This is a genomic window from Mesorhizobium kowhaii (genome assembly GCF_003253745.1).
GTDB lineage: Bacteria > Pseudomonadota > Alphaproteobacteria > Rhizobiales > Rhizobiaceae > Mesorhizobium > Mesorhizobium kowhaii.
This window is the reverse complement of record NZ_MZXV01000056.1, coordinates 131,137-145,466: the sequence shown is the minus strand read 5'-3', so window position 1 is coordinate 145,466 and position 14,330 is coordinate 131,137. Positions and strand designations below refer to the sequence as shown.

Here is a 14,330-nt window from a genome sequence, read left to right as displayed (position 1 = left end):
AGGAGCGGAGAGGAGACCATGCTTGCATATGCAGTGAAGCGCATCGGTCTTGGCCTCCTGATCCTCGTGCTCGTGATGATCGCCATGTATGCGGCCGTCTTCCTGGTGCCGGGCGATCCGGCAACCGTGGCGCTTGGTCCGCGCGCCACGCCGGAACTGAAGCAGCTGCTGATCGAGCGCATGGGCCTCGACCAGCCGGTCTGGTGGCAGATCGTCGAATTCTTCCGCAACGCGCTGACCGGCAACCTTGGTTACGACGTCTGGTCGAACCGGCCGGTCTCCACTCTGGTCCTGGAGGCACTGCCGAACACGCTGATCCTTGGGCTGACCGCGCTCACTGTTGCCCTTGTCATCGGCGTTCCCCTCGGCTGCCTGTCGGTGATGCGGCGCGGCACGCTTGCCGACGCCGTCATCGGCGTGCTCTCGGTCGGCGTCATTGCCGTGCCGTCCTTCGTCGTTGCCATCTATTCGCTGCTGCTGTTTGCGGTGACGCTGCGCTGGCTGCCGGCCATCGGCGCCGGCGAGGCCGGCGACATTGTCAGCCAGGCTAAGGCGCTGATCATGCCGGCCGCGGCCATCGCGCTCGGCTGGATCGGCTACATCGCCCGCATGGTGCGTGCCTCGATGATGGAGGTGATGGGCGAACCGCACATCCGCACCGCGCGCTCCTTTGGCCTGCCGGAGTGGAAGATCGTCTCCAAATACGCGTTGCGCATCGCCATCATCCCGACCATTTCGCTGGTCGCCGTCGGCCTCGGCAGCATCTTGTCCAGCGCCGTCTTCGTCGAGGCGGTGTTTGCCCGCCCCGGCATCGGCAAGCTGATCACCGACGCCGTCAACACCCGCAATTATCCGGTCGTCATGGGCACCGTGCTGATCATGACCGCCATCTACGTCTCCATCACCATCGCCGCCGATCTGTTGATCGCGCGGCTCGATCCGAGGGTGCGCGATGTCTTCCGTGGCTGACGCCTCGCTGTCCCTTCCTGACCGACAACGATTTCCGCTGCTGCGCGCGCTGCTCGCCGATCCGTTCACCTGCGTGGCGCTGATCCTGGTTACCGGGTTCCTCATCACTGCCGTCTTCGCGCCCTGGCTGGCGCCCTATTCGCCGCTCAAGATCGATGTGCTGCACAAGCTGCAGCCGCCATCGGCCGGACACTGGTTCGGCACCGATCATCTCGGCCGCGATCTCCTGTCGCGCGTCATCTATGGCGCGCGCACGGCGCTGACCATTGCCATGGTGTCGGTGGCGATTGCCGGCGCGATCGGCCTGCTGCTCGGGCTGATCGCCGGCTACGGGCCGCGCTGGCTCGACGCCATCCTGGTGCTGACCTTCGACAGTTTGAATTCGCTGCCGATGATCATGTTCGCGCTCGCCATCATCACCGTGCTCGGCGCCGGCACCGGCACGCTGATCATCGTCATCGCCGCGACCTCGTTTCCGAGCTATGCCAGGCTGATCCGGGCGCAGACGCTGGCGCTGAAGAACAGCGATTACATCCTCGCCGAGCGGCTGCTCGATGCCAGCGCCGCGCGCATCATCTTCATCCACCTTCTGCCCAATGTCGTCGGCCCGCTGATCATCCTTCTGTCGATGGACATTCCGGTCGTCATCATGGTCGAGGCCGGCTTGAGCTTCCTCGGTCTCGGCGTGCGGCCGCCGACGCCGTCCTGGGGCTCGATCCTCTATGACGGCTACACCAGCATCCGTTCGGCGCCCTTCATGGTCATCTTCGGCGGCCTGCCGCTGGTGCTGGCGACGCTCGGCTTCACCTTCCTCGGCGAAGGCCTGCGCGACTATCTCGACCCGCGCCTGCAATTGCGGAGGCCGGCATGAGCGGCTCGCTCACCGCCAGCGATCTCAGCGTCCGCTACGAGACGCCGCATGGCAGTGTGCACGCATTGCGCCATGTCGACATCGAGGCGCATCCCGGCGAAGTGATCGGCATCGTCGGCGAGAGCGGCTGCGGCAAGTCCACGCTGGTCACCGCTTTGGCCAATTTGCTGCCGGCCAACGCCCGCATCGACGGGTCGATCAGCTACAATGGTGTCGACCTGGCAAAGCTCGACGCACACCACCAGCGCCTGCTGCGCGGCGACGAGATCGCCCTGGTCAGCCAGGATCCGATGACCGCCTTCAACCCGGTGCTGACCATCGGCGACCAGCTCGTCGACTTCCAGCATCACCGCAAGGATCTCGGCCGTGCGCAGAAGCGCGCGCGCATCGCCGCCATGCTCGGCCGTGTCGGCATCGCGGACGCGGAACGGCGGATGGACTGCTACCCGCACGAACTCTCCGGCGGCATGCGCCAGCGGGTGGCGATCGCCGCTGCCCTGCTGACCGATTCCGGCCTGCTCATCGCCGACGAGCCGACGACGGCGCTCGATGTCACCATGGAGGCGCAGATCATCCATCTGCTGCGCGAACTCAGGCGCGAATACAACGGCATCATCATCGTCGTCTCGCACCATCTCGGCGTCATCGCCGAGCTCTGCGACCGCGTCTATGTGATGTATGCTGGCGAGGTGGTCGAGGGCGGCGAGGTCGACGCGATCTTCCACGATGCAAGGCATCCCTATACGCAGGCGCTGCTCGCCTGCGATCCGGCCCGCTTCCATGAAAGGCTGGACAGGCTGCCGACCATTCCGGGCTCATTGCCCAACCTGACCCAGCCGCCATCCGGATGTGTTTACGCGCCGCGCTGCGACCGCGCCTTCGCGCCATGCGGCAGCGTCGCGCCGCCACAGGTGAAACTGTCCGCCTCGCATATGGCGCGCTGCCATGCGGTGGCGCCATGAGCCCGCTGCTCGCCATCGACGATCTGTCGGTAACCTTCGCCCGTAGCGGGCTGCTCAGCCGCCTGATCAACCCGTTCCCCTTGCCGAGCTTCAACGTCATCGACGGCGTAACGCTGTCTCTGATGCCGGGCGAGACGCTTGGGTTGGTCGGCGAGTCCGGTTCCGGCAAGACCACGCTTGCCCGCACCATTCTTGGCCTTGTGCGCGCGGCGGCGGGCCGCATCGTCTTCGAGGGCAGGGAGGTGCAAACGCCGGCCGATTTCCGCGCCATGCGCCGGCGCTCGGCGATGATGTTCCAGGACCCGGTCGCCTCGCTCAGCCCGCGCCTGCGCATCGGCACGCTGCTGACCGAGCCGCAGATCATCCAGGGGCTGCCGATGCCGGACCGCCGCGCCGCGGCAAAAGCGCTGCTGGCGCTGGTCGGACTGCCGGCCTCCTTCGTCGACCGCTTCCCGCACGAACTTTCGGGCGGCCAGGCGCGTCGTGTCGGTGTTGCCCGGGCGCTGGCGATGAAGCCGCATCTGCTGCTCGCCGACGAGCCGACCGCCGGTCTCGACGTGTCGGTGCAGGGCGACGTGCTCAACCTGATCGGCGAGTTGAAACGCGAACTCGGCTTCGCCGCCATGATCGTCACCCACAATCTCGCAATGATCCGCCATGTCAGCGATCGACTGGCCATCATGTATCTCGGCCGGCTGGTCGAAACCGGGCCGACGCAGGACGTGTTTTCCGCGCCGATGCATCCCTACACCGCGACGCTGATCCAGTCCGAGCCGATACCCGATCCGCGCCGGCGCAGCCAGAACCCGGCCGTCACTGGCGAGATCCCAAGTGTGTTCCGTCGGCCCTCGGGCTGCGAATTCCACACACGCTGCCCGATCGCCCGTGATCGTTGCAAGACCGAGGCACCGGCCTATCGACCGATGGGCGCTGACCGGATGGTGCGCTGCCATTTCCCGCTGGAGACAGGCGGGCAAGAACGGGAAGCCTTCTCACGCGCTTCCGCAAACCAAAGGGGAAACTGACATGACGCAATGGAACATGGACAGACGTGCATTCCTGAAAGCGGCGGGCGCGTTGGGCGCCGGCCTGACGATGAAGCCGGGTTTCGCCTGGTCGGCCGCCGGCGACACGTTGCGCATCCGTATGGAAGGCGATCTTCAGACCCTCGATCCCGCCTTCATGATCGGCGGGATCGAGGATGTCACGATGCGCGGCATCTATGTCTCGCTGAACCGGCTTGGCGATCTCAGGGCAGGTTCGCCCTGGTCGCCCTGGGGTGCGGAGAAGCTTGAGCTGAAGGATCCGAAAACCATTGCCTTCACGTTGATCGACGGACTGAAATGGTCGAACGGTTTTGGCCCTGTCACTGCCGAAGACGTGAAATTCTCGTATGAACGAATTGCCGATCCGAAGCTGTCATCGCCCTGGGCCTACCAGTTCGAGAAGCTCGATCGTGTCGAGGTCGTCGATGCCAGGTCCGGCATCATCCATCTCAAGGACCCGTACCAGCCGATCTTTGTCACCAGCCTGCCCTATTATGGCGGCCACATCATTTGCCGCGCCGGCACCGAGAAGGCTGGCGGCAAGTTCACCACCGAACCGCCGGCGACCTGCGGCCCCTACCTCTTCTCGGACTGGCAGCAGAAGCAGAAGGTGACGCTGACCGCCAATCCTGACTGGCCGGGGCCAAAGCCGGATTTCGGCAAGGTCGAGATCTACATCGTCGCTGACGATCAGGCCGCACAGCTTGCCTACGAGGCCGATGCCTTCGACTACACCAAGATTGCCATCTCGGCGACCAAGGCGGTCAAGGCCAGCCCGCCCGCCAACACCAAGGTGATCGAAGCGCAGTCGACCCGCTATGTCTGGCTGACCATCAACATGCTGAGCCCGCGGCTCAAGGACCTCAAGGTCCGCCAGGCCGTGCAGTATGGCGTCGATGTCGGGCAGATCCTGACCGGCGTCTATGACGATCTCACCAAGCGTTCCACCGGCGTCGTCCAGCCTGGCACCAAATTCGCGCGGGCCGGCAATTTGATCGCCGCACCCGACTATGAGAAGTCCGCCGCCCTGCTCACGGAGGCCGGCGTCAGCAACCTGTCGCTTACCCTGACGGTGATGAACGATTCCATCCGCACCGCGACCGCGCAGATCATCCAGGCCAGCCTCGAACAGGCCGGCATCAAGGTCGAGATCCAGCCTTACGACGAAGCCGCCTTCTGGGGCGTCGGCGACAAGACGCAGGGCGACGGCTACAAGAACATCGATCTGGCGCTGATGGATTTTGCCGGCGGCGTCGACCCATCTGAAAACCTTGTCTGGTTCCGTCCCGACCAGATCGGCGCCTACAACTGGTCCGGCTTCGACAGCCCTGAGTTCGAGACCGGCTATCAGCAGCTGGTGGCGGAAAGCGATGAGCCCAAGCGCATCGCATTGTCCAACCGCATGGAGGACCTGATGGAGCAATCCGGCGGCTTCGTTTTCATCTGCCACCAGCCGCTGGTCGTCATCCACAAGGCGGATTTCGAGCCGGTCATCTATCCCGATGGCCATCCCAATCCGGTGCTGTTCAAGAAGGCGTGACGCTTCCGTGGACAGGAAAGAGCTGATCGTTTAGCTGGGAGCCATGACGGAAGCGGAACCAGCACCTGAAAAACGCAAGCGCGGCGCCAAGAAATCGCCGCCGCGCTTCAGCCGTGAACAGGCGGATGTGCGCCGCTCGATGCTGATCGACGCGGCAACGCGATGCCTGTCGGTCGGCGGCATCGGCGCCTTTACCATCGATCGCATCTGCAAGGAGGCCGGTGTCTCGCGCGGCCTCATCAACCATCATTTCGAAGGCCTCGATGGCTTGCTGGTCGAGGTCTACAAATCCTCGCTCTATGCCAGCGTCAACAATCAGATCGCCGAAGCCAAGCGTCGTCGCGCGGAGACGTCCGATTGGTCGCCGCAGGCAGCGCTCGCGGCGCTGGTGCACTCCAATTTTTCACCCGATTACTTCAGCCGTGACAATCTTCTGATCTGGCTGTCGCTGTGGGGGGAGATTGCCGTCAACCCGCGGCTCAAGGCGGCGCACCGCGAACTCTATGACGCCTACCGGGCGGAGCTCGCCGAGGATATCGCAGCGGTCGCCGTGCCGCGCGGCAGGCAAGTCGACGCCCCGACGCTGGCGCGCAATTTCATCGCGCTGGTCGACGGGCTCTGGCTCGAATGGTGCCTCGACGAAAGCGTAGTGACGCCGCAGGCCGCCGAAGCCGCCGGCTTCGAGATGCTTGAGGCGCAGGTCGGTCCGCTGCGAGATTCCTAATTCAGCGGCGAACCGCCCTCGCGCTTGCGGCGTTCCATATAGTCGCGCAACGCCTCGTCGATCCCAGGATCGATCGGCGGCTGCTCATACTCGGCGACCATGCGCTTCCAGACCACATTGGCCCGCTCGCGCGCCGTCACCTGGCCGCGTTCCATCCAAGTGTCGTAATTGTCCCAGTTGGACACCAGCGGCGAGTAGAACGCCCGCTCGTAGCGCTGCATCGTGTGCGCCGCGCCGAAGAAGTGCCCGGCCGGGCCGACCTCGCGGACGGTTTCCAGCGCCAGCGTGTCGATGTCCACCACCGGCGGGTCGAAATAGGCGCACATCATCTGCAGCATCTCAGCATCGATGACCAGTTTCTCGAATGATGCCGTCAGCCCGCCGCCGAGCCAGCCGGCGGCGTGCAGCACCAGATTGGCGCCGCCCATCAGGCAGCCCCACAGCGACATGGCGCTCTCATAGGCCGCCTGCGCATCGACCGAATTGGCAGCGGTGACATTGCTGGAGCGGAACGGCACGCCGATCAGCCGGCACAGCTGGCCGGTGATCTGCGCGGCCTGTGTGTATTCGGGCGTGCCGAAGGCCGGTGCGCCGGTCTTCATGTCGACATTCGAGGTGAAGCCGCCATACATCACCGGCACGCCGGGGCGCACGATCTGGGTCAGCACGATGCCTGCCAGCGCCTCGGCGTGCTGCTGCGACAGCGCGCCGGCGAGCGTCACCGGGCTCATCGCGCCGGCGAGCGTGAACGGCGTGATGACATTGACCTGGCCATGCTCGGCCAGCGCGATCAGCCCTTCGGCCATCGGCTCGTCGAGCTGCAGCGGCGAGTTGGTGTTGATGATGCCGGTAAACACAGGCATCTCCTGCGCCAGGTTTTCACGCGTCGTGCCGAGCGAGATCGCCACCATTTCCAGCGCGTCGATGGCGCGTCCCCGGCCAAGCGCCTGCGGCTGCCAGTTCTTGTCGAGCAAAGTGATCTCGGCATAGTAGAGGTCGAGATGGCGGGTGTTCTGGTGCAGGTCGAGCGGCTCGAACGGCCCGCCGCCTTCCTGATGCAGCACGTTGAACGACTGGATGAGTTTGAGATAGTCGCACATTTCGGCATAGGTGCCCGGCCTGCGGCCGCGATCATTGTCCATGACATAGGCCGGTCCGCCGACCGACGACAGGATACAGTGCCTGCCGCCGACCTTGACGTTCTTCGCCGGATTGCGGGCCCGCAGTTCGAACGATGACGGCACCATGGCGACGCGCTCCATGACCATCGCACGGTCGAAGCGCACCCGCATCTCGCCTTCGTCGACATCACAGCCGGCGGCGCGATAGAACTGGCGTGCCTGCGGCTGCAGCACGCGCATGCCGATCTCCTCGAGGATGGTGAGGCCCATTTCGTGGATCGTCTGCACCTGGTCGGCCGACAGGATCTCGATCGGCGCATAGGGCCGCGTCAGCTGCTTCCACGGCCGCTGTTCGATACCGCCGACCTCGCGCTGCGGGCGGCCGGGTCTGCGACGTGCCGTGATGCGCTCCATGGCTTTCTCCTATTCGGCTGCCGTCCGCATGTCGAAATCCGCCACCGCATCGACGATCGGCGTGTCGCGGCGGTAGGGCTGCCAGCGGATTTTTGCGCCGATCTCCTGGGCAAGCTTGTGGCCGCTATGCACCGCATGGGCGATGGCACCTGGGGCCAGCGTGTCGCCGATACGATCGACACTTTTGATGCCGGCGGCCGCAAGCGCGTCCGCGCGTTGCGTCAGCGCCTCGAAGAGTTCGCCGCGCGGCAGCCTGAGCCCGACGATCAGCACTGAGCGGCAGGCGACGCGGGTTTCCTCGCCGGTGAACAGATGCGCCAGCGTCGCCGTCTCGCCGTCGAAGGATTTCAAGAGATGCAGCGTCGTCACCGGCACCTTGCGCCGCGCCAGGGCGCGATGCACCAGCGGCAGCTCGTTGGTCATGATCGTCCATGCGGACGCCTGGCCAGCCGGGGTCACGTAGCTGACCGGGATGCCGTGTGCTGCCAGATGCTCGGTGAGGACGCCGCCCATGGTGTAATTGTCGAAATCGAAGACCAGGGTCGGCCCCTGAGGAAGCCGGCCGCCGGCGATGTCGTCCGGTGTCAGGACATCGGGATGATCGAGCCGGCCGGCCGGAATCTCCAGCGAGGAATAGAGCATGTCGGTCCAGCGCGCGCCGGTCGCCAGCACAACGCGGTCCGGCGCCAGCTCGATGGTCTCGTCGGCGCCCAAAACACTCTCGGGATAGAGCGAGACGTTGCTCATCTCGTTGAGGCGCCCGAGGCGGTAGTCGACGACGCGGTTCCAGGCCGACAGTCCGGGCAGGGTCTTCTCGAAGGTCAGCCGCCCGCCGAAGGTCCGGCCGCTGTCGGCGAGCATCACCTCATGGCCGCGACGGCCGAGCGTCAGCGCGCATTCGAGCCCGGCCGGCCCGCCGCCGACAATCAGGATCCGTTCGGGCGCGTCGGCGCGCTCGACGCGCTCGGGGTGCCAGCCGCGACGCCATTCTTCGCCCGCGGTTGGGTTCTGGGTGCAGCGCACCGGCACGCCGTCATGCCAGCTCGAGATGCAGATGTTGCAGCCGATGCATTCGCGGATTTCGGCCTCGCGGCCCTCGCGGATCTTGTTCGGCAGGAAGGGGTCGGCGATCGAAGGCCGCGCGCCGCCGATGAAGTCCAGCACGCCGCGCCGGATCTGTGAGACCATGGTGTCGGGCGAGGTGAAACGCCCGACGCCGACCACCGGTTTCTTGGTCAGCGACTTGACGAAATCGATCACCGGCTCGTGGCTGCCTTCGCCGGTGAAGCGGGATGCCGAACAGTCGGTCGGGCTGGAATCCATCTTGACGTCGAACAGGTCCGGCAGGTCCGCCAGCAGGTCGACCAGTTCGTGCGCCTCGGAGGGCTGGTTGCGGCCGGGCCGTCCGCGCAGTTCCTCGAGGCTGACCCGCAAGGCGACGCCGCAGTCTTTGCCGACGGCATCCTTGGTGACCTCGATCATTTCGCGCACGAAGCGCACCCGGTTCTCGATCGGTCCGCCGTATTCGTCGGCGCGATGATTGTATTCCGGCAGCAGGAACTCGTAGCCGAGATAACCCATGCCGGCATAGACATAGACGATGTCGAAGCCGGCCGTGCGCGCCTTGCGCGCCGCCTCAGTCTGGCATCTCAAGACCTCTCGTATATCGGCCTTGTCCATGGTCTTCGGCCGCAAATTGCCCATGAAGCCGACATGGGTGGCCATCCATGGAATGCCGGACGGCGACAGCGGCGGCAGGCGGCTTGTCCGGTTCATCACCGATGCGCCGCCGTGCCACAATTCCACGCCGGCAAGCGCGCCATGGCGGTGCACTGCCTCCGTCATCAGCGCATGCGCGCGGATATCATTGTCGTCCCACATCGTGGCGAAAGGCAGCGGCGTGTCGTCAGAGCTGGGGTCGATCGAACAGGCCCCGGTGCAGATCACGCCCCATCCACCCTCGGCCTTGGCTTCACGAAAGGCCGCGCGCACCCGCGGCAGGGCATTGGTCATGCCGCTTGCATGCGGCACTTGATAGAAGCGGTTCGGCGCGGTGACCGGCCCGATCCGCATCGGCTCGAACAGGATTTCGTAGCGGGGATTGCAGGTCATCGGGGGCTTCGCGAATATGCTTGTTGAACGATCGTACAACAAGCATATTCGCACCTCGGTCCCTGCGCAATGGGCAGGGAGGCAAACAACAAAAAATCCATCCCGGCTTTCACAGGGATGGATCGGAGATCAAGGGAGAGTGCGGACCGGGCCCCCTTGGGCGCCCGGTCAAAGACAGACGTCAGATGACGAAATACCAGTTGGCGAGCAGCATCACCACCACGCCGGCGACCAGCGTCAGGTAGGGCAGCATCCCCGCCTTCTTGACCGCCAGATCGGACGAGCTCATGCCGAGGTCGGCCAGCATATGGTCGGGGAACTTGCCACCGTCCTGGATGTAGTGGCGATAGCAGAACACCGGGATGATCAGAGCGGCCGTGATCAGTCCGGCCCACAGTGCCATCGGGTTCCACACCTTGGCGCCGGCGCCCATGAAGATCGCATTGACATAGGCGAAGATGGCGCCGACGCCGAGCAGCCAGCTCGGCGCCTTCCATGGCCGCGCGATGTGGCCGTTGTCGATGCGGTGGATCCAGCCGGCGTTGAGGTTGAGGAAGTTGAAGATGATGTAGCCGCAGTTCGACACGGCGAGGATGAAGAAGAAGCTCGTCGCGTCGGCCGAGGCGATGGCCAGCACGATCAGGTTGAAGACGAGGTCGGTCCACATGGCACGGGTCGGCGCGCCATGCTCGTTGACATGGCTGAGATAGCGCGGCAGCCAGCCGTCCACCGAGCCCTGGTATAGCGTGCGCGAAGACCCTGCCATCGCCGTCATGATGCACAGCACCAGCGCCAGGATCATCAGCATCACCAGCAGGCTGTGGATCAGCGCGCCGCCACCGACCATACCGGCCAGCGCGTCGGCGACACCGGAGCCGTCGACGATCGGCGTCGCCAGCATGCCGTTGAGGCCGAGCACACCCTGGAAGGTGAACGGCACCAGGATGAACAGCAGCATGCAGAGCAGGCCGGAATAGAAGATCGCCTTGAACGTGTCGGTGCCCGGGTTCTTGAACTCCGAGGTGTAGCAGACGGCGGTCTCAAAACCGTAGGTCGACCATGCGGCGATGAACATGCCGCCGAGGACGAGTGTCCAGCCGGCAATGTTCCACGAGCCGGGCTCGGGCGCGTAGGCAGCGGCCAGCGGCACCAGCGGCGAAAAATTCGCCCAGTTGATCTGGCCGGTGACGATCGGTACGACGCCGACGATCAGCATCGGGATGATGACCAGCAGGCCGATATATTTCTGCACATTGGCGGTGCCCAGAATGCCGCGATGCTGGATGGAAAAGATGATCAGCATCAGCACCGCGCCGATGAAGAAGGTCGCATTGAGCGTGAAGGAAACCGGACCCAGCGTGTGGCTGAACAGCGTCCAGGTGCGGATCGCGGGCGTGGCGGCCGCGGTCACCGCGGTGATCGCATCGGCGGCGCTCGTTCCGGCATGGGCCGCGATATAGGCGACGACATCGGGCGAGGCATCGGTGAACAGCGGCACCGGCGCCAGCGCGTTGAGGATATAGGCGGCGGCGATCGAGCAGCCGAGCGACAGCACCGGCGACCAGGCGAACCAGTTGCACCACACCGAGAGAGGCGCGATGAACTTGGAATAGCGCAGCCAGGCGGTAGCACCATAGATCGAGGCGCCGCCCGACTTGTTCGGGAACAGGCCGGCGATCTCGGCATAGGTGAAGGATTGCAGGAAGCCCATGATCATGGAGGCGATCCAGATCGCGAAGGCCAGCGTGCCGGTGGTGCCGGCAATGCCGCCGATCGAAAACAGGACGAGGGCAGGAACGCCGCTGGCTACCCAGAAGGCGCCGCGCCAGTCGATATTCCGGTGCAGCTTGCTCTCCGCAGGCTGCTCCAAGGCAGTCGTTATTGTGCTCATGTGTTTGGCTTCCCCATTTTGATGTCCCCGTTCGTGACGGCCGCGACTTCGCGAGGCTTCATCATCGACGCATGCATTGAGCGGCTGCCGGTGTTTCCACTCAGTCGCATTTTTTTCTTAGCAGTGAAGATTGATCCGACGCGCTTTCACGTCAAGCGTTTTGTGAAGTCGTGCACATCACGGTTGCGAGCGCGCGGGCTCAGGCGCCCGGCGACATCACCGACAGGCGGTTCGTCAGCCCAAAAAAGCGGCAGCGGTCAGGAGCGCGGCTTGGTCTTCTGCGGATCGTAATGGGCAAAGGCGACAACGCGGGCCGGCAGCCGCTTGGCATGGCCGTCGAGCTTGCCGATCTCGACCTCGGTACCAACAGTGGCATGGGTGACGTCGAGCCTCGCCAGCGCGATGGTCTTGTTCAGCACCGGCGAGCGCATGCCTGATGTGACCACGCCGATCTGGGCGCGGCCGACATGCACGCAATCGCCATGGCCGACCGCGACATTGGCGTCGATGTCGAGGCCGACCAGTTTTGTTTGCGGGTTTTCCTTGCGCCGGATCAGCGCCTCGCGGCCGATGAAGTCGTCGGTCTTGGTCTTCAACGGCACGGTAAAGCCGATGCCGGCCTCGAACGGATCGGTCTGGTCCGAGAATTCGTAGCCGGCGAAGATCAGCCCGGCCTCGATGCGCACCATGTCGAGCGCCTGCAGCCCCATCGGCTTCAACCCATGCGGCTGGCCGGCCTCCCAGATGGCGTCGAACACTTTTTCGGCGTCGCGCGGATGGCACCAGATTTCGTAACCAAGCTCGCCGGTGTAGCCGGTGCGCGAGACGACGACCGGGATGCCGTTGCCGCCGCCGATGCGCGCCACTGCAAAGCGGAACCATTCGAGCTCCTCGATCGACGGTTGCAATGGCGAGGTCCAGATGACCTCCTTCAAAATATCGCGGCTCTTCGGGCCCTGCACGGCGATATTGTGCATCTGGTCGGTGGAGGAGCGCACCAGCACGTTGAGGCCAAGCTTTTTCGCCGTCTCGCGCAGCCATTCGCCGGACAGATCGTCGCCGCCGACCCAGCGGAAATTGTCCTTGCCAAGCCGCAGCAGCGTGCCGTCATCGATCATGCCGCCGTGCTCGTAGCACATCGCCGAATAGACGACCTGACCGACACCAAGCTTCTTGACGTCGCGGGTTAGCGTGTATTGCAGCAACGCTTCGGAATCCGGGCCGGTGACCTCGAACTTGCGCAGTGGCGACAGGTCCATGATCACGGCGTCCTGCCGGCAGGCCCAGTATTCGGCTATCGGACCTTGCCTGGCGAAGGAATTGGCCAGCCAATAGCCCCTGTACTCGACGAAGTTGCGGGTGTGCTCGGCAAAGCTCGAATGAAAGGATGTCTCGCGGGTCATTTTCGGTTCCGAATCAGGCGTCATGCGTCTGGCGATCGCTCGCGAGAATTTGTGCTGGCCGGAATAGGTCCGCACATGGATGTCGGTCAGGTTCCAGCCATTGGCCGGCGTCGTATCGTCGGGGCAGGCTGAGGACACGCAGACGATGTCGGTCAGCGCCCGCAGCAGCACATAATCGCCCGGCCGCGACCATGGCTCGTCGGACACCATGACGCCATGCGCGTCGATCGCGGTGTTGAAGAAGAAGTTGATCGCCATCCAGCCGGCACGTGGCGTGACGCCCTTATCCGACAGCGCGCGGTTGAAATTCTCCGAGCAGTTGGTGTGGCCGGGATAGCCGATATCGTCGTAATATTTGGCGGCGCAGGCGAGCGCGAAGGCGTCGTGCCGGCCACAGGTGTCCTGCACCACCTCGACCAGCGGCTCCATGTCCTGGTCGTAATATTTCGAATGCAGGCCGGGCATCGGATAGCTCGCACCCATCAGCGTACGGGTCGTCGTCACGTCGAGCGGATGGTCGCGGCCCTTGTCCAGCTTGCGCGCCGAAAAGCACTGGAAGTCGGTGCATTGGCGCCCGTCGACATCGATGATCTGCAGATAGTCGCCGGCCTTGACGAAATAGGATTCGGCCGTCGCCGAGTGGACGCGCAGGTCGAGCACCGGATCGGCAAGCGGATCGACCAGTTGGGACTTCGCCGCCGCGCGGATGGTGGCGCGTCGGACGATGACGCTGAGCGGCGTCGCCGTATCGTGGCCATCGACCAGCATCGGCCCGCCGGGAGCGGCGATGACCATCGCACCGTCGCGCGCGACGGTGAAACCCTGCTCGGTGCCGGCCGGCGTGGTGCCGCCGAACACGCGCACGGCTTTTGCCTGATCAAGCTGCACCTGCCGGCGCGCAAGCCCGCGTCGCAGGGCTGCGAGACTGTCGTCGCCCTCGGCGAGCAGTGCCTTGATGCCGGCGGCATTGCTGTTCGATGTTTCACCAAAAATGCCGGTATCCGTCACGCCAGCCTTGTCCCACGCCAGCAGCTCGCAGGCCTGGCCGCCCTCGACATTGCGCACGCTGATCGTATCGCCAGCCTCGACTTCGATGAGGACGGCGCCATTGCCCTGGATGGTATAACGCTCCATGCCGGGCGGCAGCGCGATCTGCCCGGGCCGCAGGATAAGGCTCGGGCGCGGCGGGCCGGCGGCAATTGCAGGGTAGGGCGACTGGCTCATCTCAGCCTTGCGATTCGAGAAACAAGTTTGCCTGTGTGTGAAATTATTTTAGC

10 protein-coding genes are annotated in these 14,330 nt (G+C 64.6%); 6 read left to right on the top strand and 4 right to left on the bottom strand.

The genetic code is table 11. The features are described from left to right. Positions 1-18: 18 nt before the first annotated feature. The 6 genes from B5V02_RS26215 to B5V02_RS26190 are packed head-to-tail and all read left to right on the top strand — an operon-like array spanning position 19 to position 6,112. On the top strand, positions 19-969 hold the full coding sequence (locus B5V02_RS26215; protein WP_111546946.1) for an ABC transporter permease: 951 nt from the start codon (positions 19-21) through the stop codon (positions 967-969). Further along, a complete protein-coding gene (locus B5V02_RS26210) occupies positions 953-1,840 on the top strand; it encodes an ABC transporter permease (RefSeq protein WP_111546945.1) in 888 nt (295 codons plus the stop codon). The genes B5V02_RS26215 and B5V02_RS26210 overlap by 17 nt, the downstream gene beginning before the upstream one ends. Continuing rightward, positions 1,837-2,802, top strand: a complete 966-nt coding sequence (locus B5V02_RS26205; protein ID WP_111546944.1) for an ABC transporter ATP-binding protein — start codon at positions 1,837-1,839, stop codon at positions 2,800-2,802. Before B5V02_RS26210 ends, B5V02_RS26205 begins: the two co-directional genes overlap by 4 nt. Further along, on the top strand, positions 2,799-3,827 hold the full coding sequence (locus B5V02_RS26200) for an oligopeptide/dipeptide ABC transporter ATP-binding protein (RefSeq protein WP_111546943.1): 1,029 nt from the start codon (positions 2,799-2,801) through the stop codon (positions 3,825-3,827). Before B5V02_RS26205 ends, B5V02_RS26200 begins: the two co-directional genes overlap by 4 nt. A 1-nt stretch (position 3,828) precedes the next feature. Further along, positions 3,829-5,388, top strand: coding sequence for an ABC transporter substrate-binding protein (locus tag B5V02_RS26195; protein WP_111546942.1), 1,560 nt, complete (start codon positions 3,829-3,831; stop codon positions 5,386-5,388). Between the two features lie 43 nt (positions 5,389-5,431). Further along, the gene (locus B5V02_RS26190; protein ID WP_111546941.1) at positions 5,432-6,112 is read left to right on the top strand and encodes a TetR/AcrR family transcriptional regulator; all 681 of its coding nucleotides are present in this window, start codon (positions 5,432-5,434) and stop codon (positions 6,110-6,112) included. Here the strand turns inward: B5V02_RS26190 and B5V02_RS26185 are convergent. The 4 genes from B5V02_RS26185 to B5V02_RS26170 form a co-directional block, all read right to left on the bottom strand. Further along, a complete protein-coding gene (locus B5V02_RS26185) occupies positions 6,109-7,647 on the bottom strand; it encodes a trimethylamine methyltransferase family protein (RefSeq protein ID WP_111546940.1) in 1,539 nt (512 codons plus the stop codon). The two genes, B5V02_RS26190 and B5V02_RS26185, sit on opposite strands and share 4 nt — an antisense overlap. Before the next feature lie 9 nt (positions 7,648-7,656). Then, on the bottom strand, positions 7,657-9,759 hold the full coding sequence (locus B5V02_RS26180; protein WP_111546939.1) for an oxidoreductase: 2,103 nt from the start codon (positions 9,757-9,759) through the stop codon (positions 7,657-7,659). 181 nt (positions 9,760-9,940) lie between these two features. Then, positions 9,941-11,650, bottom strand: a complete 1,710-nt coding sequence (locus tag B5V02_RS26175) for a trimethylamine N-oxide permease (RefSeq protein ID WP_111546938.1) — start codon at positions 11,648-11,650, stop codon at positions 9,941-9,943. Positions 11,651-11,907: 257 nt separating this feature from the next. Next, positions 11,908-14,277, bottom strand: coding sequence for a trimethylamine N-oxide demethylase (locus B5V02_RS26170; protein WP_111546937.1), 2,370 nt, complete (start codon positions 14,275-14,277; stop codon positions 11,908-11,910). Positions 14,278-14,330 lie beyond the last annotated feature (53 nt).